The organism is Olegusella massiliensis, from assembly GCF_900078545.1.
GTDB lineage: Bacteria > Actinomycetota > Coriobacteriia > Coriobacteriales > Atopobiaceae > Olegusella > Olegusella massiliensis.
Genome location: NZ_FLLS01000001.1, coordinates 22,850 through 44,674 on the forward strand (window position 1 = coordinate 22,850; position 21,825 = coordinate 44,674).

Genomic DNA, 21,825 nt, shown 5'->3' on the forward strand with positions numbered 1-21,825 from the left:
TGATGTTGTCGAGAATTAAATGTTCAGAAAGGAATTTTATGATGTAACTAAAAAATGTTGTACAGATTGCCGTATTGGCAGTAATTGGCTGTGTTGTCTCCTTTGGAATCAGTATGCTGACGGGACTTTTAGGCATGGCTGCCCTCTACATTTCAGCCGGGTTTGCCGCTTTTGTGATCGGACCGACTTTTGTGATTGCGGCTCGAAAAGTACAAAAGCGTGGCACAGCGCTTCTCTTTTGGGCTGTGCTTGGGTTGGTATATGCAATTTTAGGTTATGGGATCATGATTCCGATTACTCTGATTGCAGGGATTGTCTGCGAGCTGATTATCGGAAAGTACGATAATAGCAAACGCATCGCCATTGCTTTTAGTGTTGCCATGTTTATCGATTCGATGAACAGCATTCTTTCATACCGGTTACAGCTGCGACTTTGACTTTGTCTTTGCTCATACCGATAAGACCTGCAATGCTTTCTACATGCAAAAACCGACTGATCCGACCGCTCCCTATGACAGCTACGACGAAAGTGATAGCACCGAAGAGGATGCGCACGCGCTTTCTTGCCGGAGGCAGCAAAGTATCAAGGAAAAGATGACTAAGTATGGTAATTCATGACATCAATCAAGATAAACAAGAGACCATCGTCCTTATCCATCCCATGAATTTTTCCGGGCAACTCATGATAGAAAGTATGGCAAAAAAGCTGGGAAACGAGTATCGCTATATCGTTCCGGATCTTTCCGGGCATGGGAAGGCAAAAGACAATCCCTATATCAGCACAACTGAGGAAGCAGCCGCGCTTGCCTGTTATTTAAAGGAGCATGATCTTTTCAAAAACTGTTCTTTGAAGGAACTAGCTTTTTTGAAAACGCAGGACTTATCTCAAAAATGCTGGGGCGTGTATTTCTGAGTAAACAAAAGAAAGCACGGCAAGATCCCCAAGTGGTGATCAGTCAGGTCGCCAAGCGCTATGGAAAGTACGCGAAGCTGCCGGTTGACACACTTGTTTCGATGGACAAGCAGAGCATCAGAAACATTGTGTACGATTGCGGGCACATCCGCTTGCCGCGCTTATTGGAAGATAGGCAGAAAGAGGTCATCTTTTCCTATGGGGACAAAGATCCGAATCTTGGACACGCAAAAAGAAGTATCAAGAAACATTATCTCAAAGCGGAAATAAAAATCTGGCAAGGCTATGGGCACTGCGAGGAGATGACGCAAAACACGGAGGCGTATCTGACGTTTGTAAAAGAATTTTTGGATTCGGATTTATGGAATGAGAAAGATAAAAGTTGATGGATATCCTACGAGCAATACTTGACGGCGTGGCGATCGCCGCAATTTTTAATGGGGCTGTCGCAAGCTTGGCACTGATCAATCCAAGATGGTTTTTGGACTCTTATCCAAAAGCCATTCAAAAGGCAGCTCCTTTACCAATGACAACGCAAGAGAAAAAGATAAATCTCATATTCACTATCGGCCTCGTTGGGATATGTTTTGTTTATTCGGTTGCGAGCCTTATGCATTCCCCAATTATTGGTTTTTGGAACTTGTTTTGGATGAGCTATATTCAGTGGAGCATCTTAAATGCAGGAGATTTTTTGCTGTTAGATTGTCTGTTATTTCAAGGAAAATATAAGAGCAAAATTGTTATTCCCGGCACAGAGGGGCACAAGGACTATGAATTTAAGAATTGGATGAAGCACTTGGCGATTTGGGAACATTTTTTGTTTGTACCCTTTTTGCTAATACCAATCATATCAGTAATCCAGGCGCTCATTATTGGAGTGTTAGTCAGATAATTCGCAATCTGTAAACCTTTTAACGGTTCTTCAAACAATTTAACGATTGCTGACACCTTTTAACGATTGCTCGCCAAGGGGTACGAAAAACGTAAACAGACACACCGGCAAGAGCCACAGAAAAGCCCCAAAATCATACAAAAACCGCCACGGAAGGCAGTGACGGAAGCTCCGCAGAAAGGCGAAAATCCCTGTAAATCAAGGGATTTCGAGGTTAAACACATGACTTACGCACCAGCGTTAAATTGTATCAAATACAGTGTCGGAATAGATCCAGCGTGTGGTTCGGGAAATTTCCTTACCGAGACTTATCTTTCGCTTAGAAAGCTGAAGAACCGTGTACTTGCAGATTTGTATGGCGAGACGTAGCGTACACTTTTCAGACAGATCCTATTGAGGTTACGCTCGACCAGCTGTGTTTAACGTTCCTATTTTGGTGCTTCACTTAGCGTTTTTCCCACAGCTCGGGTGTTACTACAGAATCAAACTCTGCTACTAAGTCGCCAGCTTCCCAACCGTATTCCGCATTTTGTTCTGTGAGGAACTCTCTAACAAAGGCCATTACATCATCAGGGTTTACGGTGTTCTATTGGCAAAACGTTTAACAAACTTCTCGCTAAACTCGTAAAATAACGCTGGATCGCCAGGTGTCCGCCCTTTCCAAATGTTGGGATTTGCGTCTCCAATAAATGCCAAAGTTTTCTTTGATTTTGATTTGTCATATGCAGCATCGAGCACCATATATATTGTGACAAAGGTTTGATAGTCAGTTACACGCATCTAATCTTCTTCCTTAAAATATGATTGGAAGTAAGAAAAAATCGAGCAAAGAAATTTGTTTCATCTTCGTAGACTTTCTTTTCGTCTGTAGGATGCTCTAGAAGATATGCTCCAATTCGTGGGTGAGCGTGAATCTAATACGCTGATATAACACTTTATTGTCATAGTATATTGTGGTCGCCAGGGGATTGAAGCTTGATGGACGCATGTGAACACATAGCACCCACAAAAGCTTTAAGATTTTCTGTAGCGAGTGACAATCGAATGACAGACTCTGTACTGAATTTCTTAGATAGAGATTTGCTCAGTAGAGCTTTCCTCATGCGTCACCCTAAAATGCATACAAAAAGACTGACTCCAGAAATTTCCAGAGCCAGTCTCCATTGTGCTAAGAATAGTATCAGTTCACTGAGAATCGAAATCTCGCTCGACTCTATGATGTTGCAAAAGTTTTAGGCTAGAAAACCTTAGGCCATCTTGTTAACCATGTTCTGAACGCCAGACTTGCGCTCAGCTGCTTGGTTTTTGTGAATGATGCCCTTTGCTGCAGCCTTGTCAAATTTACGACCAGCAGCGTTTGCAGCAAGCTGTGCTGCGTCTTTGTCGCCAGCCTCAACAGCAGTGACGACCTTTTTTACATAGGTCTTGAGCTCAGAGCGTACTGCCTTGTTACGCTGACGAGCCTTCTCAGCGGTGAGAATGCGCTTCTTTTGCGACTTGATGTTTGCCACGTGCTTTTCCTTTCAACCAATCATCAATGAGGCCTCTATGCTGAGACAAGCGACGTCTGGAAGCGTGGGGACACAACCAGACGGGAGGTCAACCTATGAAGTATAGCACTCAGAGGGCCAACTGAGGTATTATCTTTCTTATGAATACTACAGACACATCACACATCCGTAATTTCAGCATCGTGGCTCATATCGACCACGGTAAATCGACGATCTCTGATCGCATTCTTGAGCTTACCCATACCGTTGAGCAGAGAGATTTAACTTCTCAGATGCTTGATAGTATGGATATTGAGCAAGAGCGTGGCATCACCATCAAGTCGAACGCCGTACGCGTGCTCTATGATGCTGACGATGGCGAAACCTATACCTTTAATCTGATTGATACTCCCGGGCATGTAGACTTTACCTATGAGGTTAGTCGCAGTCTTGCTGCCTGTGAGGGAGCAGTACTGGTAGTAGATGCTACCCAGGGTGTAGAAGCACAGACGGTTTCCAATGCCAATCTTGCGATGAATGCCAATCTTGATATTGTGCCTGCCATCAACAAGATTGATTTGCCTTCTGCACATCCCGAGGAAGTAAAAGCCGAAATCGAGGATGCCCTTGCCATCCCTGCTGATGATGCTGTGCTTGTTTCAGGCAAGACAGGCGAGGGTATTCACGATTTACTTGAGTCTATTGTCTATTTGGTGAAGCCTCCTTCAGGAGATGAAGCGGCGCCTTTACGAGCGCTTGTCTTGGATTCCTACTTTGATGCGTATCGTGGTGTCGTTGCAACAGTTCGCGTCTTTGATGGTTCTATATCTGCGGGTGACAAACTGTGCATGATGGCTTCTCATACACCATTTTTGGTGGAAGAAGTGGGATGTAAGCGTCCGCTTGAGACTCCCTTACCGTCTTTAGAAGTAGGAGAAGTAGGCTATGTGGTGACTGGCCTGAAGGATCCTGCTTTGGTAAAAGCTGGCGATACCCTTACCGGCCAAATGCGTCCTTGTGCTAAGCCTTTACCAGGCTATCGTGAAGTTAAGCCGATGGTCTTCACCGGACTTTTCCCGATTGACAATAAAGACTACGAGAATCTGCGCGATGCTCTCACGCGGTTGCGTGTCAATGATCCAAGTTTGGTATGGGAACCCGAAACGTCGGTTGCTTTAGGTTTTGGTTTTCGCGTGGGATTTTTGGGCTTGCTACATATGGAGGTCGTTAAGGAGCGTTTGGAGCGCGAATTTGATCTTGACCTTATTGCTACGAGCCCCAGTGTTAACTATCACGTTTATCTGACTTCAGGTGAGATGCTGGAGCTTACGAGTCCCCAAGATATGCCTGAGCCTACACGTATTGAGCGCATCGAGGAGCCTTATCTTAAAGCCGAGGTCATCGTGCCACCTGAGTTTGTTGGTGCGGTTATGGATTTGACGGTTGAGCACCGTGGCAGCTTCGTCAACATGGTGTATCTCTCAGATAAGTCAGTGGAAATGCACTGGGAGATGCCGCTTGCAGAGCTTATTCTTGACTACTTTGATCAGCTTAAGAGTCGCACCAAAGGCTATGCCAGTCTTGACTATGACTTCTATGAATATCGCGAGAGTCCTCTCATCAAGCTGGATATTTTACTTTCGGGCGATGAAGTGGATGCCTTGTCTTTTATTGTGCACAAGGACAAGGCATATGCGCTTGCGCGCGGTCTTTGTGACAAGCTTCGCGACCTTATCCCTCGTCAGCAATTTGAAGTACCCATTCAGGGAGCTATTGGCAACAAGATTATTAGTCGTAGTACCGTACGTGCGCTTCGCAAAGATGTCCTTGCCAAATGCTATGGCGGTGATATCAGCCGCAAACGTAAGTTGCTAGAAAAGCAGAAAGAGGGCAAGAAGCGTATGAAAACTCTCGGTTCGGTTGAAGTACCTCAGGAAGCCTTTTTGGCCGTGCTGCGCGTAGGCGACGATCAGTAGGATTCTTCTAACGTATTGCAACAAAAAACAAGCCTGGTGTTTAACGCCAGGCTTTTGCTATGAGCATAAAAAAGCGGTAGCAAGATACAAGTGTCTCATTGTCTGTATACCAATCTGCATGCTTGCGCGCACGAGCAAAGAATTTGTCAAGAGATGTATGCGCATATGCCCGTCGCTGCTCATCCCGAACAAGCTTATTAAAACACCAAAGTGCGGCCAAGAGCTCTAGAGTACGCGGATTGGAAGTCCAGCGCATAATTTGCTGGTCGCTTGCAATATGTGCATTTTTAAGTGCTTGTATGAGTGGTAGGGGAGTTTCATAGGGAGCATAACCAGATGCTATGCCATTGAGAATACAAGAGCCATGCGCACAGGCATTACGCAAATCTTTGGTATCTTTTAGCAGATAACGTACCTGTACGAGTTCTTCACTATGCCATCTGCGTGCACAGAAACCCCAGAGGTCAAGAAAGTCTCCAAAATCAAATACTTCGGCTATAACCCAGAGCGGCATGTCTTCTACATATTTGTCAATGAGAAACCCTGAATAGATATCATTATCTCCGCGGCGATTTTCTAGTTCTGCCATAAGCCGTTGCCGCTTGCCGCTAGATAGACTGCTGATATAAGCCTCAACAATTTCGTAGGGATCTTCGTGTTTTTTGTTGGCAAGATAGAGTAGTTGCAACTTTGCAGAGTGCTCAACATCAAGGACGAGCGGCAAAAAGCAAAAACGAAGCTCGTGGTCAATCTCAGTCAAATCCATGAGTTCAGCAAAGTCGAGTCCAATATAGCTACTTGAACCATCGGTATGACGGAGTTTGGGGAACAGCGATTTATAGGATGCGGTACGCATAAAGCCACCCGTATCACGCAGATAGCGCGTGGCAGTATTTTGATCGACACGTTCAAACGTAATACCACGGGATGCTAGGTAAGATATCTGGTCTTTTGGGTCGAGTGTGGGGCCAGGTTTACCATGCCAACGCATCTTGTGTTTTGTCATATTTGTCTTCCGTCTCTGGCCTAGTCGAAGGGCACTAAACTGCCTGTCATATGTTTAAAATGGTAGACACCCGCAAAGCCTAAGTTGCGTAATAAATCATAGCCTTGACGTAGGTAACTGCCGAGCTGAGCAGGCTGATGGGAATCACTTCCTACCGTGATGATTTGCCCGCCTAAATCGCGATATAGTGACAAAATTTCTTTGCAAGGTTGCCAATCAGAGAGTCCGTAACGTACCGATGAGGTATTAAGTTCAATACCCTTACCATCGCGTATTGCTTGCTCAAGAATCGCGGCAACTACCTCACGGTAAGCAGAAAAAGGACGCTTGTCAGCGGCATTGTCGCGTTTAATAGCATCCAGATGCGCCAGCACGCTATAGTCCTTGAAGAGCTGCTGGCAGGCGAAGATTTCTTCGTAATAGGCCTGCGTGACAGCTTCGGGTGCTTTGCCTTTTTGGTAGTCGTTTGACCAGAACTCAAGATCATCAATCTGATGGCAAGAAAGCAAAACAAAATCAAGTTCATCTTTACGAGCATCTACCAAATGTTGATTGGAGTCGATAGTGTGTCGCTGTAGCCCTAATTCCAATCCACAGCGTACGCGTAATGTACCGCCCCACCAATCATGTTGAGCCGTACCCCAACGCCTACGAGCTGCGGCAATGGCAGGAAAGTAGTGCTGGTAGTCAACATTGGTGACAATGTGGGCAGATTCATTAGTTTCTTTTGGTTCGGCGTAACTCTTATCAAAGAGTGTGCCCGCAGCATCAAGAGGACTGAGATCGTATTTGATGCCGTAATCTACATGGTCAGTAAAACAAATTTCATCAAGACCAAGACGACATGCATCCCTACAAACTTCTTCAATAGGGTAGTTAGAATCATCGGAAAAAATACTATGCACGTGGTAATCCGCATACATATAATGCCTCTTTCTATAGTGCATATCTGTCCGTATGAGAACACTATTGCTATTCTAATTGAGTTACCGCAAAGGGAGGCAATGTGCAAAAGACAGCACAAGAGGTACTAGAACACTATGCGCTTGGCGCGGGCTTAATGACTGCCTGGGAAGAGCCCCCTCAGGTAAAAAGTCTTGCTGAACGCTTGCAGTCTAGGCCCTATTTGATGGCGCCCATGGCTGGGGTGAGTGATGCAGCGTGGCGCATTATGGCACGCGCAGGTGGTGCTGCTTTAGCATATAGCGAGATGGTGTCGGTTGCAGGCATTCACTTCGGTGGTGATAAAACCTGGGATTTGGCGTTGCCGCATGAGTTTGAGCCAGAGCTTGCAGTCCAACTTTTTGGGGCTCAAGTCGAACAGTTTCGTGAGGCTAGCGAACAGGTAGTCAAGCGAGTAGGCAAAAAACTTGTGCTTATTGATATTAATATGGCCTGTCCCGTACCCAAGGTAACTCGCAAGGGTGAAGGTTCTGCTCTGATGCTGGACTCTGGTCTCGCATCAGAAATTGTAGCTGCATGCCGTGAAGGCATTGCAGCGGGAGCTGAGTATTTGGGCATAGAACCTGTGCCAGTAAGCTGCAAAATTCGACGCGGTTACAAGATGGATAACGAACTCGCACCAAAATTTGCTCAAAAAATGCAAGAGGCAGGCGTCTCAGCAATTGCGGTGCATGGGCGCTTTGCCAATCAGTTTTATCGTGGAGAGGCTGATTGGTCAACCATTTCGCGCGTGGTGGATGCAGTGGATATCCCCGTTATTGCTTCAGGCGATATCAAAGATGCCGACTCTGCAAAGTCGGTGCGTGAGCAGACTGGTGCTACAGCTGTCATGGTGGCCCGCGGTACGTATGGCAATCCTTGGATTTTTAATGACGCGCAGCTGTTGCAGCTGGGAAAGACTCCGCCTCAGCATGATCTTCATCAACGCCTTGCAGCTTTTCGCTGCCATGTTGCTTTGCTTGAAGCTACAGGAGCACATATTGCTCGAGCACGTAGCATTGCGGGTTGGTACTTTAGGGGGATTCCTGATGCTGCAGAATGGCGCGATCAGGCTATGCACTGCTTGGATGCCCAGTCCTTTATTGCCATGGCAAAAAAAATTGAAGAGACGCTCTCATGAGCTGGGATACGCGTTTACATGAAGACAGTTTTGAGGCTATTTACCTGCATATACCCTTCTGTATAAAGAAATGTGCCTACTGTGATTTTTATTCACTTGCTACGTCACATCACGCAGCTGTGATGCAGGACTACCTGAATGCTTTGGTTGCAGACATACACCGTGCGGCAGCAGCTGGTTTGCTTGAGCATTGTCGGTGCGCCTATATAGGTGGTGGTACTCCTTCGATGTTAGGTGATGGGTTGGTGCAGTTGGTATCTGAACTGCGTCAAAGCTGTCCTGAACTGTGTGAACTTACCAGCGAGGCAAACCCTGAGTCACTCTCTGCACCACTTGTTTCAAAACTCAAGGAAGCAGGCTTAACGCGCATTTCGGTGGGTGTGCAGTCTTGCAACGACAATGAGCTTAATGCTTTGGGGCGTATACACGATGTAGCTTGTGCAGAACTGCGGGTAAAAGAGGCGGTTGCTGCAGGTCTTGATGTTTCGTGCGATTTGATGTGCGCCATACCCTTACAGACTGCTCAAAGTTGGAAAGATAGTCTTGATAAGCTTATTTCTTGGGGCCCAACTCATATCAGTGTCTATCCACTCCAAATTGAAGAGGGCACTGAACTGGCTTACAGAGTAGGCGACCAAAACCCAGCTTGGAATGATTCGGATGTCCAAGCAGAACGCATGAGCTATGCAGCTGATAAGTTGAGTTCGGTAGGTTTTGAGCGTTATGAGGTGGCCAGTTTTGCCAAAAATCATAAGTTTTGTCAGCACAACCTGAGCTATTGGCAAGGACGTAGTTATTTGGGTTTGGGGAAAGGTGCTGCAGGCATGATGACGGCTGAATTGTATGGACGCATGCGAAAACAAGGTTATGCTTTCCCTCAGCTTGAAGATTCTTTTAAGCGTATCCGTACTAAGCTGACAGGTGATAAGCTTGAGCTCGAATTTTTGACAGAGAGCCAAGCTTGTGCAGAAGATTTGATGCTGAGCGCGCGTTTGGTTGAGGGGATTTCAGCTGATCAGCTTGACTACGCTCAGTCGGTTTTGGGAAAAGCACTACTTGAAAGGCAGATAGAGCAGCTCATCAAACAGGGGCTTTTGCAGTCAAAAGGACAACGAGTGGCTCCTACTCAGCGCGCTTGGCTCTTGGGCAATGAATTGTTTGAGATGCTTTGGTCGCTTACGCCTGAGTTTGAGACCAAAACTTTGGAGGTTAGCTTATGAGTGAAACAATGCCGCCAGTTCCTACTGGCTTTGTCCCCCTAACTGATAGTGACACCGCTATATCCCCACAACAAACTCCCCAATCAACAGCTTCTCAGCCACAGGAAAAGATTATTCATGGAGGACTTCGTTGGCTGCTGATGATTGTTCTTGTTTGTCTTGGTGGCTATCTAGGGATTCAAATCCTCGTGAGTATTATTTTTATGTTGACGACCTTTATTGCACGGATAAAACTGTCTCAAAATACGCTGATTGAATATGCGCTTTTGCTTTCCCAGATCACAACAGTAGCTGTTGGTCTTCCTCTCTACCGCTATTTGCGTCTTATTAACTCGCGTCGGCAAATTGTGTTTAAAGATAAGAAGACTTGGCTGGATAACGTGCTTGCTCGTAAAGATTGGCAGGGGAGTGTCGGCAAAAAAACCATAGATGTGATTTTAATTATCGTTATCGGCCTAGCCTTGCAGCTTGTTATTTCCGCCGCCCTTACCCTGATTGAGCCTTTTATCCCTAAGTTGATGGGTGAGTACAGTGAACTTATGAAGGAGGCATTTGATACTAACTGGGTTTCTATTGTTGCTCTGGTGGTAATGGCACCCATTAGTGAAGAGATTTTCTTTCGTGGTGTTGCCCTTGAGTATGCTCGTCGCTCGACTACAAAACTCTGGCTTGTTGTCGTAGCACAAGCTTTAGCCTTTGGTATTGCCCATGGCAATCTTGTGCAGGGAACCTATGCTTTTGTGGTGGGCTCGGTACTTGGTTTTATTTGTCTGAGAGTTGGAGATCTTCCTACTTCAATGATTGGACATTTTGCAGTAAATGCGTCGTCATTTTTTGTAGGCTATTTCTTTACTCCTGCCGCTCGCCTTGGCGAAAAATATCTCGGTAGTGGCGAGAGCGGCCTCATATTAGTCCTGCTGGTATTTATAGCCGTAGGCATCATGTCTTATCGTGTTCTTATAAAGAGGTCAGCTCAAGATCAGCAGACCCCTTTAAAACTTGCTATGTAAGGTGGGAAAGTCGTGGTAGAGCTTATATAGCATGGCGGGCCGGTGTATGCGTGCGTATACTAAAGGTCTCTGTGCCTATGCTTTGGGCACACCGTGCAAACCTTCGGAGGGAAAGTTATGGCTGAGAATCTGCAAAAAAATGATGGCATTTCGGAAGATCCCGTTGAGCTTTTTGGTCTGCGTATTGCACATGTGGGTATTAACGCTGCCGATGATGCAGAAGCAGAAGATATTGCCAGCCAGTTCGATACTCTGATGGGGCTACCCCGCAATGTTTTGGCGCCGGTGTCAGTGTTTGCAGGCACCTTGATTGAGGTTATGAAAGGCGTAGGACGCGGGAAGCGTGGTCATATTGGCTTTCATGTTGATGATATTCCCGCCGCTGAACGTTGGTTTGCAGATCGAGGTTTTGAAATTAACGAGTCAAGCCGTGCGCTCAATCCTGACGGCAGTACTCATCTGGTGTATTTCACGCAAGAAATTGCTGGTTTTGCAATTCACCTCACTGATGACGAGTAAGGTAACAGCCGTATTTTGACGGCTCAAGATAGGACGAGTACTACTTTGATAGCTCTTGCAGATAAAATCTCAAAATCTTTTGGTGGCCGTATGCTCTATTCGGGAGCAACGCTGCAGCTTAATGCTGGCGAGCGCTGGGCCTTGGTGGGCCCTAATGGAGCTGGAAAAACTACTCTGCTCAAGATTGTTATGGGTCAAGAAGTACCTGATGAGGGTACCGTAAGTTTTGCTCGCGATATATGCATTGGTTATCTTGAACAGGAAACCAAACTTGATGGTGGTAAAAGTGCATTGCGCGAAGTGATTGACTCTGCAGAAGAGATTCGTGCCCTCGAGCATCAGAACAAGAAATTAGAAAAACAGATTTCGCTTTGTGGAGCCGGCCCTGAGTTGGACGTTTTGCTTGAGCGCTATGCAGCAAGTCAGGATCGTTTTGAGCGTCTAGGCGGCTATGAATTGGAGAGTCGCGCACGTGCAATTTTGGGTGGCCTCGGTTTTCCCGTGGAAGATTTTGGTAAGCCTGCAGATGAGTTTTCGGGTGGTTGGCAGATGCGTATTGCATTATCCAAGCTTCTGTTGCGTCATCCCGATTTGCTTTTGTTAGATGAGCCAACTAATCACTTAGATCTTGAGAGCGTTCAGTGGCTAGAACAATTTATTGCAGCTTATGATGGCGCAGTGCTTTTAGTCTCCCACGATCGTAGCTTCATGGATGCTTGTGTATCCCATGTTGCATCTCTTGAAAACCGCCACCTTTATACCTATACGGGCAACTACTCTGCTTACCTGCACCAACGTGAGGATAATTTGTTGCAATTGCGTGCCAAGCGCGCGGCGCAGGAGCGCGATATTGCTCATATGCAGGTCTTCATTGATAAATTTCGTTACAAGCCTACTAAGGCAAAGCAGGTCCAAGAGCGTATTCGCCGTGTTGAGCAGATTCAGTCTGAGTTGGTTGTGTTGCCCGAGCAGGCTCATAAGGTGCATTTCCGTTTTCCTGAGCCACCTCGTACGGGTGACTTAGTTGTCAAACTCACCGATGTTGCAAAGTCTTTTGGACCTCATCGTGTGTATGGCGATGTCAATTTGAGTCTCTATCGTGGAGATCATGTTGCACTTGTTGGTCCTAATGGTGCTGGTAAGTCCACACTTATGAAGCTTATTTTGGGACTTGAAGCGCCAAGTGCCGGCAGTATTGAGCTAGGACAAAATGTCAGCACTGCTTATTACGCTCAACATCAGCTAGAAAGCCTGAACGAGAGCAATACGGTACTTGCTGAGATGGACACGGTAGCGCCTGGCTGGACCACCTCTGAAGAGCGTAAATTGCTTGGTGCCTTTCTCTTTCATGGTGATGATGTTGACAAGCATGTATCAGTGCTTTCTGGTGGTGAAAAGGCACGCCTTGCTTTGGCAAAAATGCTCGTGGCTCCCGATCCACTTTTGTGCTTGGATGAGCCAACCAATCATTTGGATATCGATTCGGTTGATGTGCTTGAACGTGCGCTTGTATCCTTTGCAGGTACTATCGTCCTTATTAGCCATGATGAGCATTTAGTGCGAGCTGTGGCAAACAAAGTCATTGATGTGCGTGACCATAAGGTCACACTCTACGATGGTGACTACGAATACTTTGAGTTTAAGCGCGCTGAGCTGGCTGCGCGTGCCGCTAGCCAGTCGGCTGAAACAGTTGTTCAGGCAAAGGTAGAAACCAAAACTACCGCTGAAGCACCACAAATACTAGGCCGCAATGTAAAGACACGTGAGCAGCGCCGTGCTGAGGCGGAAGCACGTCAAGCTACGAGCAAAGCACTCCGTTCTACAAAAAAACGTCTCACAGAGGTTGAAGCCGCGCTGAAACCTGCGCAATCCCGCTATGAACAGCTGATGAAACTCATGGCAGACGAAGAGCTCTATGCAGATGCCGCCAAGTTTGATCAGGCCATGAAGGAGTATGAGGCGCTCTCAAAGAAAATTCCCCTACTGGAAGAAGAATGGCTGGAGCTTTCCGCCGAAATAGAGGAGGCATCTATATGAGTGCGGCGTACGCTCAATTTACCAAAGTCATACTCATTGTTATCTCTGTGGTGATAGTAATGATTTCTGCTACGTTGCACGAGATTTCCCACGGCTATGCTGCCTATAAACTAGGTGATCCTACGGCAAAACTGCAAGGGCGCCTCACGCTTAACCCTCTAGCTCATATCGATCCTATTGGCTCATTTGCTTTGCCGCTTGTCTTGGCTCTCGCACATGGTCCTATTTTTGCATTTGCAAAGCCTGTGCCTTATAATCCACGCTTTCTCAAAAACCCTCAGAGGGACGAATTGCTAGTTGCTCTTGCAGGACCTATGTGCAATCTCATGCTTGCGTTTATTGGTGCTGGCCTTTGTCATCTCATTTTTCCTCACGTGATTTGGGCCGATTATCTTATGAGTCAAGGCTGGAGTTATTGGGTAGTCATTGTTTTATTGAATTTTTGCTACATCAATTTGGTGCTTTGTTTTTTCAATTTGATTCCCTTACCTCCATTGGATGGCTCAAAGATTGTTTCCCCTTTCCTTACGGGCGAAGCTCGACTGTGGTACTACAAAGTCGAGCGCTACTCTATGCCTGTATTGCTCGTTTTGCTTTTTGTACTGCCAAGCTGGCTTAATATTGATCCCCTGTCTTCTTATCTCGATTTGACAGCAGGACGTTTATTTGACTTTTTGTTGATGGGTCTGTGATGTCATACCGGATTCGTACCCAAACATATTCAGGGCCCTTTGATTTGCTGCTGCAACTCGTAAGTAGACAAAAGCTTGATATCGGCGCTATCTCGGTCGCTGAGGTGGCTGATCAATATCTGGCAGAAGTTGAGTCAATGGGTTCGATGGATTTAGATGTAGCGAGCGATTTTGTGCTGGTGGCAGCTACCTTACTTGATCTTAAAGCGGCTGCTCTCATTCCTGAGGACTTTGGAAAAAAACGTGCTACTACCCGTGAAGATGATGACGATGATGAATTTTTAGGTCTTACACCCGAGACTGCTCGCGAAGTATTGATTGCGCGCTTGATTGCATACAAACAGTTTCGTAATGCTGCGGCCGCTCTTGTCTCTCGTCAAGAGACTGAGGCTTTAATGGAGCCGCGTACAGCGGGCCCAGATCCTGATTTCCTTGGTTTGATGCCTGACTATCTTGAAGGTATTACACTGAGGTCACTTGCAGTTATCTGCGCGGACCTCGACTGTCGTCGTGATGCCGTTCTCTTGGAAGCAGAACATGTAGCTCCCAAGCGCTTACCCTTGGCTTTGACGGTGGCTGCAGTAGATCGTATGGTGCGCGCACGCACACGGGTGCGTTTTTCTGAGTTGATTGAGGGTAAGCATACGCCTGAGTCTGTTGTTGCGGCTTTTCTTGCCATGCTTGAGCTGGCAGGTCGTGGTGCTGTGACGCTCAATCAAACTGAGCCTTTTGGTGATATTGAGGTAAATCATGTCGAGGGGGCTCCTGCTTTTGATGCAAATGCAGGCCTTTCGAGTGTGGGTGAGGAGTAAGGATGTCTGATTTTGAACGCTTGAGCAATCAGTCACTCAAAGGTGCTCTCGAGGCGCTCCTCTTAGTGTCTTCTGAGGCAGTTTCTGCCCTTGACCTTGCTAAGGCTGCCGGCTCAACACCGGGAGAGACCTCTGCAGCCCTCGCTGAACTTGCGGCTGAGTATGCTGATGCCAATCGCGGCATCCAGCTCCGTGAAGTTGCTGGTGGTTGGCGCTTTTTTACCCATCCATCCTATCATGATCAAGTTGAGGCCTATGTGCTTTCGTGGGACAAATCTCGTTTGTCTCAGGCTGCTCTTGAGGCCTTAGCAGTTATTGCGTATCACCAGCCGGTAACACGTGAGGGTGTGCGTGCGGTGCGTGGGGTCAACTCTGATGGTGTTATTGCCTCTTTGGTAGAGAAGGGCTTGGTGCGTGAGGCGGGACGTGATCGTATTCGTGGTCAGGCGATTTTGTATGGTACTACGCGCGCTTTCCTTGAGCGTTTTGGTTTGAAATCGTTGCGTGATTTGCCACCTCTGGAGGATTTTGCTCCTGATGAGGAGTCACGCCAATTTATTCGCGAGCGCCTTTCGGGTGCGAGTCTAGGATCTACTCTTGATGAAACTACAGAAGAGCTTGAAGCAGAGCGTGATTTGCTTGATACCAACTACGATCTAGATGATCTATCTGACGAAGAAGTTTCTTTTGCTCAAGAGGAGCAAAAAGTTGCAGTTGAAGGCGACAGCGCAGATGAATGAGACTTCAAACCAGACAGATGAGCGTATTGTTCCTTTACGGCTGCAGCGGTTTTTAGCGCGAGCAGGTGTTGCAAGCCGTCGTAAATCTGAGGATTTGATGACAGCTGGTCGTGTGCGTGTTAACGGTGTTGTGGTAAAGGAGTTGGGCAGCAAGGTAAATCCACTGGTAGATGAAGTTACGGTTGATAATAAAAGAGTTCATTTTGCAGATAGTCCCGTGTATTTGATGCTCTATAAACCTCAAGGCTATGTCACGACGATGAACGATCCTCAAGGCCGTCGCTGTGTTGCTTCCTTGGTGCCAACCAAGCTTTATCCAGGCCTTTTTCCTGTGGGGAGATTGGATAGTGATACTACAGGATTGCTCTTTTTTACAACCAGCGGTGATATGGGACAGGCTTTGCTCCATCCTTCAAGGCATGTGGATAAACACTATATTGCTCTTGTTAAAGGTGTACCATCGCAGGCTGAGCTTAAACGCCTACGCAAAGGAGTGCCACTTGACGATAGGATTTCTGCTCCAGCAGAAGTAGAATTACTTTCCGCTGATAATTCAGAGGCGCAGGCTGTGATTCCACAGGGTTTGCTTAAAGGTACTTCTCTTGTTGGACTCACGATTCATGAAGGTAAAAAGCATCAGGTTAAGCGTATGCTGTCCTTTATTGGCCATGAGGTGCTTGCTTTGCACCGTGATAGTTTTGGACCTTTGCACTTGGTGGATATCAAACGAGGACATTGGCGTTTACTTACGCAACAAGAGCAGTATGCTATTGAGCAGGCTGCGGGCTCATGAGGAGCGCCGTGCAGGAGGGGATTACTATTTCTGCTAGCATCAATCTTCTAGTACGCAGCATGAGAGGAAAAGCATGAGAGTTGCCATTGATGGTCCGGCAGGCTCGGGCAAGTCAACCGTCGCACGGGTAGTTGCTGAGCGCTGTGGTCTTACTTATTTGGACACAGGAGCAATGTATCGCGCGGTTACTTGGAAGTGTCTTGTTAACGGTGTGCCGGTAGATGATGTCAAACGTGTTGCTCATCTTGCTCAGACTATCTCAATTGAATTTGGTCTTGATGGTAGAGGACAGACCGTTTATGTTGATGGCTCTGATGTGACTGCTGCTATCCGTACTCCTGGTGTTGATCGTAATGTCTCTGCAGTTTCTGCAATTCCTGCGGTTCGCGAAGCGATGGTTGCCCGTCAGCGTGAGCTGGGTGCGGCAGGTGATGTGGTAGCTGAAGGTCGCGATATTGGTACCGTTGTTTTTCCAGACGCAGAGGTCAAAGTATTTTTGACTGCAGATGCCGCCGCTCGTGCCCATCGTCGTACGGTGCAGCGTGAAGGTCTTGATGCTGCCGTAGACCTTGATGCGACTACCAATGCAGAAGAAGAAAAACAGGTGCTTGATGATATTTTGCGTCGAGATCAACTAGATTCTACACGTGAGGTGGCGCCGCTTCGTCCAGCTGAGGGAGCTTGTCACATTGATTCATCAACTCTTACGGTAGAAGAAGTCGTGACACGTGTAGTTACGCTGATTGATGAGGCGCGGATGACAGAGCCTGTTATAAAGGGTGAATGTGTCCCTTTTGCTAAAGGCGGTGAACAAAAAACCGCTGAAGTCACGTCTCAATCTATAAAGTCTAGTTCTCAAAAGTCGTTAATTGCTCGTGAAAAAGCAGAGCCCTTGCGCGCTTTTGCAGGTAATAGTTTTGATGACTACCGAGATCGTGCAATGTGCGAATATCCACGACCGGCAAAGCTCTTTATTGGTGTTGTAGTAGGGGTTTTGGGCTTTTTGACCAAGCTGTTGTGGCCTTGGACGTTTGAGGATGGTGAAAAGCTTTGGTCCAATCGTAAGGGTCGTGTCATCATTATGAATCACGTCTCAATGTTGGAGCCAGTTGCAGCCTTCGTCACTTTATATGTGCACGGTATTCGAGGCCGTTTTATCTACAAAAGTGAGTTTGATAAAAATAAATTTATGAGCTGGTTACTTTCAAGAGCGGGTTGTATTCCCGTAGAGCGGGGCACAGCAGATCTTAAGGCGGTACGTCGAGCTGAGCGAGCACTCAAGCGAGGTGAATGTGTTGTGATCTATCCTGAGGGCACACGCATTCGCAGTGATGAGGAGCCCATTGAGATTCACGGTGGCTTTGCATTGATGGCACAGTTGGCAAAGGCAGATGTGCAGCCTACAGCCGTGGTTGGGGCTCGTCAAATTACCCCTCAAGGCGCACATTTCAAACGTCTTTTTTGGCGCGTTTTCTTCAAAGTAGGCGACCCTATTTCTTTTGCGGATATTCCTGCTCAGGGTCGTAAGGCAAAGGCACGTGAGATGGAACGCATTGCTATGGAGCAGGTCTATGCATTGCGAGATGAGCTACGAGCCAAGCACCCAGGCAAAGAATAGATGTAAGACCTCTGCAGTCTTGTGGCTCACCTGAAAGGAGCTTTCTTGATGCCAGAAATTCGTATCGCTCGCGAAGCGGGCGCTTGCTATGGCGTGGGCCGTGCACTTGATATGGTACGTAAGGCAGCACTAACAGCTCCTGGTCATGTGCGTACGCTGGGTCCTCTTATTCACAATCCAACGGTTGTGGCTGATTTGGACGCTTCTGGTGTTGAAGTGGTTGAGCAGCCTTGCGAAGCTGAGGGCAATACCTTGGTACTACGGACACATGGCGTGACGCCAGAGGTTGAATCTGCTGCTCGGAAGGCCTGCACAACGGTTATTGATGCCACTTGCCCTTTTGTAAAACGGGCACACAATGCAGCTGAACTTCTTAGCCGCGAAGGCTATCAGCTTATCGTTGTGGGCGAGGTAGGACATCCCGAAGTAGAAGGTACCGTAGGGCATGCTCCTGAAGCTTTGATTGTGGGAGATGCTTCAGAGCTTAAAGGTGTGAACATTTCCCGTCGTGTGGGCATGGTGGTACAGACCACCATGACGCAGGATCGCGTACAAGGGATTATGGATGCGCTACTTCCTTTAACTGATGAGTTGCGTGTAGTGAATACCATTTGTGAGGCTACCTCATCGCGTCAACGTGCGGCAGCTGAGCTAGCGACTGAGGCAAATGTAATGATTGTTATTGGTGGACGTAATTCTGCCAATACCACTCACTTAGCTGAAATTTGTGCTGAGCATTGCAAAAAGACACACCATATTGAGGGACCTAGCGAACTTGAAGCCGATTGGTTTATCGATGCGGAGCTGGTAGGTATTACAGCAGGCGCCTCTACACCAACCGATCAGATTGATGCGGTACGGAATCGCATTGCTAAGCTCTGTGCAGAAGCTCGATAATAAAAATCGATATATTTGTGCTCTAAATGGTCGCGAGCATTTTCTAAAGGATATACAGCGCTTGTAGCACTAGAGCCTCGGTTGCTGGGGTAGACTCTTAGAGTAAGTACTTACCAGCAAGGAGAGCTATGTCCAAGTCAATTGTTGCTGTTGTTGGTCGTCCCAACGTTGGCAAATCTACGCTTGTAAATCGTCTCGCTCAATCTCGCGATGCCATTGTTCATGAGTCTCGCGGTGTTACCCGAGATCGCAGCTATCATGAATGTGACTGGAATGGGCGCGAATTTACCCTTATAGACACGGGTGGTATTGAGTCAATTAAATCTCAGGATACTTTTGCTCCGCGCATTCGTGAACAAGCTTTACTTGCCTGTGATGAAGCGCAGGTTATTGTCATGGTTGTTGACGGTAGTGTTGGGGTGACCGACGAGGACGAAGAGGTCGCACGCGTTGTGCGCCGTGCAAAAAAACCAACTTTGCTTGTGGTTAACAAGCAGGACAATCCTCAAGATGAGCTTGCAACTTGGCAATATTATTCGCTTGGCGTGGGTGAGCCTCGTCCCATATCTGCAGGTCATGGCTATGGGACAGGCGATCTACTCGATGAAATTGTCAATCTTTTGCCTGAGGAAAGCGACGAAGAAGAAGTCGATGATGATGTTTTGTCCATCGCTATTATCGGTCGTCCCAATGTTGGCAAATCCAGTCTTGCTAATAGGCTTTCCAATAAGAGCCGCTCCATTGTTTCTGACATTGCAGGTACCACTCGTGATGCTATTGACACAATGATTGAGTGGCAAGGTCGTCCTATTCGCCTTGTTGATACTGCAGGTATGCGCAAAAAGAGCCAGGTACATGAGGATATTGAGTACTATAGCTTGGTACGTGGCCTTGCGGCGATTGACCGCGCTGACGTATGCTTGCTTGTGGTTGACTCCAGCGTAGGGGTAACCGAGCAAGATCAAAAACTAGCTTCTGCTGCTATTGACCGAGGTTGCGGACTAGTTGTTGTTCTTAATAAGTGGGATCTTGTTGATACTGATGCTATGCGTGATTCATTGGTAGCAGGTCTTGAGCGTCGTCTTGTCTTTGCACCCTGGGCATCCTCTATCAATGTGTCGGCTTTGACAGGTCGTTCTTGCGACAAGATTTTATCCCTTGCTATCCAGGCTGCCGAAGCACGTGCGCAGCAGCTTAAGACCTCGGAAATCAACAGAGTGCTCGAATCTATCCGCGCTACCGGTCATACCGTGAGTGACCGCGGTCGTCGTCTCAAGATTAATTATGCAACGCAGACGGGGAGTAAGCCACCGGTACTATCGTTTTTCTGTAATGCACCCGATTTGGTAGATGATAACTTTGAGCATTTTCTTGAGAATCGTATTCGCGAGGCATTCAATCTAGAAGGAACTCCTCTTAGGTTGAAATTCCGCAGGAAGGATGCATAGGCATGACGCCTCTCATGGCTGCTCTGTTGGCGGGAATGATTCTGTGTTATTTAGTTTGTGGCATCCCCTTTGGATTGGTGATTGCCAAGCTGCATGGCATTGATGTGCGCAGTGTAGGCTCACACAACATTGGAGCTACAAATGTTGGGCGTTCGGTAGGAGTAAAGGCGGCAGTTGCGACGCTGATTGCAGATGCTGCAAAAGCTTTGCTTTGCATGGTCTTGGCACGGCAGTTGGTTGCAAACATTGCTTTTGGTGGAGACTACGCCATGACTAATCCCCAAACTTCATTTGGTTGGGTGTCAAGTCTTTTTTATCTTGCCTGTATTTGTGGTCATATCTTTAGTCCCTATCTCCATTTTCATGGTGGAAAGGGAATTTCTGCAGGTTTTGGTGCCTCCCTTGGTCTTTGGGCTCCTTTACCCCTAGGTCTTTTAGTAGTTTTTATTTGTGTGGTTGTACCCACACGTTTTGTATCAGCTGGTTCGGTTGCAGCGGCGGCTTCTCTACCGTTTTGGGCGCTTTGTTTTGGGTTTCCATCTTCGGCTCTGTATGGCTTAGTTACTGCTGCTTGCATTGTTATTTGGGCACATCGTGACAATATTGCAAAACTCGCTAGAGGTGAAGAAAAGAAGTTTTCTTTCCATCACGAAGAGGAGGATAAATAATGAGCAAGGTATCAGTCATTGGTACTGGCTCGTGGGGTACTGCTGCAGCGGGTTTACTTGCGGTAAATGCAGATGAGGTAACACTGCTCGCTCGTAGTGCTGAGGTTGCAGATGCTATCAATACAAACCATCACAACCCTCGACATCTTTGTGACTACGTCCTGCCTGCAAATGTATGTGCGACGCTAGATTGTCAAAGCATTGCTGATGTAGATGCGGTAGTTATTGCCGTTCCTTCTTCTTTTTTAAGAGACACTACAAGGCAGATAGCAGCTTATATTGCAAAAGATATGCCTATATGTGTGCTTACCAAAGGTATCGAGCAGGGCAGCTGCATGCTTATGGCTGATGTTGTTGAAGAAGAGCTGGGTGGTAAGGCAAAAGTTGCAGCATTGTCTGGTCCCAATCATGCTGAGGAAATCTGTCGAGGCAAGGTATCTGCAGCAGTAGTTGCCTCTGAAGATCCTCAGATTAGCGCCTTGTTTCAAACACTCTTTATGAGTCCCAGCTTCCGTGCATATGCCAGTACAGATATCAAAGGCGTCGAGCTGTGTGCTGCAATCAAAAATGTGATCGCAATTGCCTGCGGCGTAGCTGTTGGTCTGGGCGCAGGAGACAACACTCTTGCGGTACTTATGACCCGTGGCCTTGCTGAAATTGGACGCATCAGCGTTGCTGCAGGTGGTGATCCATTGACCTGTATGGGTCTTGCGGGCATGGGTGACCTTGTTGCTACCTGTACCTCTCCACATTCACGTAACCGCAGTTTTGGTGAGGCTTTTGTAGCAGGGGAGAGTCTCAGTGATTACGAGAGTCGTACGCATATGGTGGTAGAGGGAGCGCGAGCTGCGTGCTCCACCCTTGAGCTTGCGCATCAGCTCAAAGTTGAATGCCCGATTACTGAGAGTGTTCATGCCATTTTGTATGAACACGCAGATATTTCTTCGGCAATAGATAGCCTTTTGGGCAGGCCGCCTCGAAAAGAGTTTTATGGCATTGATTAGACAGGTA

Annotated in this window: 23 protein-coding genes and 1 pseudogene; 20 read left to right on the plus strand and 4 right to left on the minus strand. The window is 47.2% G+C overall.

Translation table 11 applies throughout. The annotated features are described in order from the left end of the window. Positions 1–59: 59 nt before the first annotated feature. The 5 genes and pseudogenes from BN4314_RS00125 to BN4314_RS08360 form a co-directional block, all read left to right on the plus strand. A pseudogene (locus BN4314_RS00125) lies at positions 60–437 on the plus strand (MptD family putative ECF transporter S component); the annotation flags it as partial. A gap of 167 nt (positions 438–604) precedes the next feature. Continuing rightward, the gene (locus BN4314_RS00130; RefSeq protein ID WP_021736209.1) at positions 605–913 is read left to right on the plus strand and encodes an alpha/beta fold hydrolase; all 309 of its coding nucleotides are present in this window, start codon (positions 605–607) and stop codon (positions 911–913) included. 32 nt (positions 914–945) lie between these two features. Next, positions 946–1,299, plus strand: coding sequence for a hypothetical protein (locus BN4314_RS00135; RefSeq protein ID WP_196800686.1), 354 nt, complete (start codon positions 946–948; stop codon positions 1,297–1,299). After that, entirely contained in the window at positions 1,299–1,805 is a 507-nt protein-coding gene (locus BN4314_RS00140) for a hypothetical protein (protein ID WP_035098410.1), read from the plus strand. The genes BN4314_RS00135 and BN4314_RS00140 overlap by 1 nt, the downstream gene beginning before the upstream one ends. Before the next feature lie 222 nt (positions 1,806–2,027). Then, positions 2,028–2,174: a DNA methyltransferase gene (locus tag BN4314_RS08360; RefSeq protein ID WP_408634863.1), complete on the plus strand. Its 147-nt coding sequence runs from the start codon at positions 2,028–2,030 to the stop codon at positions 2,172–2,174. A gap of 207 nt (positions 2,175–2,381) precedes the next feature. Here BN4314_RS08360 and BN4314_RS00145 read toward each other — a convergent pair whose 3' ends face one another. Next, positions 2,382–2,585, minus strand: coding sequence for a hypothetical protein (locus BN4314_RS00145; RefSeq protein WP_068539111.1), 204 nt, complete (start codon positions 2,583–2,585; stop codon positions 2,382–2,384). A gap of 467 nt (positions 2,586–3,052) precedes the next feature. Further along, the gene (rpsT, locus tag BN4314_RS00150) at positions 3,053–3,316 is read right to left on the minus strand and encodes a 30S ribosomal protein S20 (RefSeq protein ID WP_021735541.1); all 264 of its coding nucleotides are present in this window, start codon (positions 3,314–3,316) and stop codon (positions 3,053–3,055) included. A 140-nt stretch (positions 3,317–3,456) separates the two neighbouring features. Here rpsT and lepA point away from each other — a divergent pair, with 140 nt between their 5' ends. Then, entirely contained in the window at positions 3,457–5,271 is a 1,815-nt protein-coding gene (gene lepA / locus BN4314_RS00155; protein WP_068539113.1) for a translation elongation factor 4, read from the plus strand. Between the two features lie 40 nt (positions 5,272–5,311). On the opposite strand, the gene BN4314_RS00160 is transcribed toward lepA, so the two are convergent. Next, positions 5,312–6,277 carry an Abi family protein gene (locus BN4314_RS00160; RefSeq protein WP_068539115.1) on the minus strand — a complete coding sequence of 322 codons (966 nt, stop codon included), beginning with the start codon at positions 6,275–6,277 and terminating at the stop codon, positions 5,312–5,314. A 20-nt stretch (positions 6,278–6,297) separates the two neighbouring features. Beyond that, entirely contained in the window at positions 6,298–7,182 is an 885-nt protein-coding gene (locus tag BN4314_RS00165; RefSeq protein ID WP_232309690.1) for a histidinol-phosphatase HisJ family protein, read from the minus strand. 101 nt (positions 7,183–7,283) lie between these two features. Here BN4314_RS00165 and BN4314_RS00170 point away from each other — a divergent pair, with 101 nt between their 5' ends. The 14 genes from BN4314_RS00170 to BN4314_RS00235 all read left to right on the plus strand — a co-directional run bounded on the left by BN4314_RS00170 (position 7,284) and on the right by BN4314_RS00235 (position 21,818). Continuing rightward, positions 7,284–8,360: a tRNA dihydrouridine synthase gene (locus BN4314_RS00170; protein WP_232309691.1), complete on the plus strand. Its 1,077-nt coding sequence runs from the start codon at positions 7,284–7,286 to the stop codon at positions 8,358–8,360. Continuing rightward, the gene (hemW, locus tag BN4314_RS00175) at positions 8,357–9,580 is read left to right on the plus strand and encodes a radical SAM family heme chaperone HemW (protein WP_068539118.1); all 1,224 of its coding nucleotides are present in this window, start codon (positions 8,357–8,359) and stop codon (positions 9,578–9,580) included. Before BN4314_RS00170 ends, hemW begins: the two co-directional genes overlap by 4 nt. Continuing rightward, positions 9,577–10,590, plus strand: coding sequence for a CPBP family intramembrane glutamic endopeptidase (locus BN4314_RS00180; RefSeq protein WP_068539120.1), 1,014 nt, complete (start codon positions 9,577–9,579; stop codon positions 10,588–10,590). Before hemW ends, BN4314_RS00180 begins: the two co-directional genes overlap by 4 nt. Positions 10,591–10,707: 117 nt before the next feature. Next, on the plus strand, positions 10,708–11,109 hold the full coding sequence (locus BN4314_RS00185; protein WP_021735564.1) for a VOC family protein: 402 nt from the start codon (positions 10,708–10,710) through the stop codon (positions 11,107–11,109). Positions 11,110–11,154: 45 nt separating this feature from the next. Continuing rightward, on the plus strand, positions 11,155–13,146 hold the full coding sequence (gene abc-f, locus BN4314_RS00190) for a ribosomal protection-like ABC-F family protein (RefSeq protein ID WP_068539122.1): 1,992 nt from the start codon (positions 11,155–11,157) through the stop codon (positions 13,144–13,146). Then, positions 13,143–13,838, plus strand: a complete 696-nt coding sequence (locus BN4314_RS00195; protein ID WP_068539123.1) for a site-2 protease family protein — start codon at positions 13,143–13,145, stop codon at positions 13,836–13,838. The genes abc-f and BN4314_RS00195 overlap by 4 nt, the downstream gene beginning before the upstream one ends. After that, positions 13,838–14,650 carry a segregation and condensation protein A gene (locus tag BN4314_RS00200; RefSeq protein ID WP_068539125.1) on the plus strand — a complete coding sequence of 271 codons (813 nt, stop codon included), beginning with the start codon at positions 13,838–13,840 and terminating at the stop codon, positions 14,648–14,650. The genes BN4314_RS00195 and BN4314_RS00200 overlap by 1 nt, the downstream gene beginning before the upstream one ends. Before the next feature lie 2 nt (positions 14,651–14,652). Next, positions 14,653–15,390, plus strand: coding sequence for an SMC-Scp complex subunit ScpB (scpB, locus tag BN4314_RS00205; protein WP_021735557.1), 738 nt, complete (start codon positions 14,653–14,655; stop codon positions 15,388–15,390). Continuing rightward, entirely contained in the window at positions 15,383–16,183 is an 801-nt protein-coding gene (locus tag BN4314_RS00210; RefSeq protein WP_068539127.1) for a pseudouridine synthase, read from the plus strand. The genes scpB and BN4314_RS00210 overlap by 8 nt, the downstream gene beginning before the upstream one ends. Before the next feature lie 73 nt (positions 16,184–16,256). Then, entirely contained in the window at positions 16,257–17,801 is a 1,545-nt protein-coding gene (cmk, locus tag BN4314_RS00215; protein WP_068539129.1) for a (d)CMP kinase, read from the plus strand. Positions 17,802–17,849: 48 nt separating this feature from the next. Then, entirely contained in the window at positions 17,850–18,698 is an 849-nt protein-coding gene (gene ispH / locus BN4314_RS00220; RefSeq protein ID WP_068539131.1) for a 4-hydroxy-3-methylbut-2-enyl diphosphate reductase, read from the plus strand. A 128-nt stretch (positions 18,699–18,826) separates the two neighbouring features. Continuing rightward, positions 18,827–20,146 (plus strand): ribosome biogenesis GTPase Der, encoded by a 1,320-nt coding sequence (der, locus tag BN4314_RS00225; protein WP_021735548.1) that lies wholly within the window; start codon positions 18,827–18,829, stop codon positions 20,144–20,146. A gap of 2 nt (positions 20,147–20,148) precedes the next feature. Continuing rightward, the gene (plsY, locus tag BN4314_RS00230) at positions 20,149–20,814 is read left to right on the plus strand and encodes a glycerol-3-phosphate 1-O-acyltransferase PlsY (protein WP_068539133.1); all 666 of its coding nucleotides are present in this window, start codon (positions 20,149–20,151) and stop codon (positions 20,812–20,814) included. Next, entirely contained in the window at positions 20,814–21,818 is a 1,005-nt protein-coding gene (locus BN4314_RS00235) for an NAD(P)H-dependent glycerol-3-phosphate dehydrogenase (RefSeq protein ID WP_068539135.1), read from the plus strand. Before plsY ends, BN4314_RS00235 begins: the two co-directional genes overlap by 1 nt. Positions 21,819–21,825: the final 7 nt, after the last annotated feature.

Bases quoted from the DNA above. Each gene is read 5' to 3' on its own strand.
- BN4314_RS00130 (WP_021736209.1), top strand. From the start codon at position 605: ATGGTAATTCATGACATCAATCAAGATAAACAAGAGACCATCGTCCTT.
- BN4314_RS00140 (WP_035098410.1), top strand. From the start codon at position 1,299: ATGGATATCCTACGAGCAATACTTGACGGCGTGGCGATCGCCGCAATT.
- BN4314_RS08360 (WP_408634863.1), top strand. From the start codon at position 2,028: ATGACTTACGCACCAGCGTTAAATTGTATCAAATACAGTGTCGGAATA.
- BN4314_RS00145 (WP_068539111.1), bottom strand. From the start codon at position 2,585: ATGCGTGTAACTGACTATCAAACCTTTGTCACAATATATATGGTGCTC.
- lepA (WP_068539113.1), top strand. From the start codon at position 3,457: ATGAATACTACAGACACATCACACATCCGTAATTTCAGCATCGTGGCT.
- BN4314_RS00160 (WP_068539115.1), bottom strand. From the start codon at position 6,277: ATGACAAAACACAAGATGCGTTGGCATGGTAAACCTGGCCCCACACTC.
- hemW (WP_068539118.1), top strand. From the start codon at position 8,357: ATGAGCTGGGATACGCGTTTACATGAAGACAGTTTTGAGGCTATTTAC.
- BN4314_RS00180 (WP_068539120.1), top strand. From the start codon at position 9,577: ATGAGTGAAACAATGCCGCCAGTTCCTACTGGCTTTGTCCCCCTAACT.
- BN4314_RS00185 (WP_021735564.1), top strand. From the start codon at position 10,708: ATGGCTGAGAATCTGCAAAAAAATGATGGCATTTCGGAAGATCCCGTT.
- BN4314_RS00195 (WP_068539123.1), top strand. From the start codon at position 13,143: ATGAGTGCGGCGTACGCTCAATTTACCAAAGTCATACTCATTGTTATC.
- BN4314_RS00200 (WP_068539125.1), top strand. From the start codon at position 13,838: ATGTCATACCGGATTCGTACCCAAACATATTCAGGGCCCTTTGATTTG.
- scpB (WP_021735557.1), top strand. From the start codon at position 14,653: ATGTCTGATTTTGAACGCTTGAGCAATCAGTCACTCAAAGGTGCTCTC.
- BN4314_RS00210 (WP_068539127.1), top strand. From the start codon at position 15,383: ATGAATGAGACTTCAAACCAGACAGATGAGCGTATTGTTCCTTTACGG.
- cmk (WP_068539129.1), top strand. From the start codon at position 16,257: ATGAGAGTTGCCATTGATGGTCCGGCAGGCTCGGGCAAGTCAACCGTC.
- ispH (WP_068539131.1), top strand. From the start codon at position 17,850: ATGCCAGAAATTCGTATCGCTCGCGAAGCGGGCGCTTGCTATGGCGTG.
- der (WP_021735548.1), top strand. From the start codon at position 18,827: ATGTCCAAGTCAATTGTTGCTGTTGTTGGTCGTCCCAACGTTGGCAAA.
- plsY (WP_068539133.1), top strand. From the start codon at position 20,149: ATGACGCCTCTCATGGCTGCTCTGTTGGCGGGAATGATTCTGTGTTAT.
- BN4314_RS00235 (WP_068539135.1), top strand. From the start codon at position 20,814: ATGAGCAAGGTATCAGTCATTGGTACTGGCTCGTGGGGTACTGCTGCA.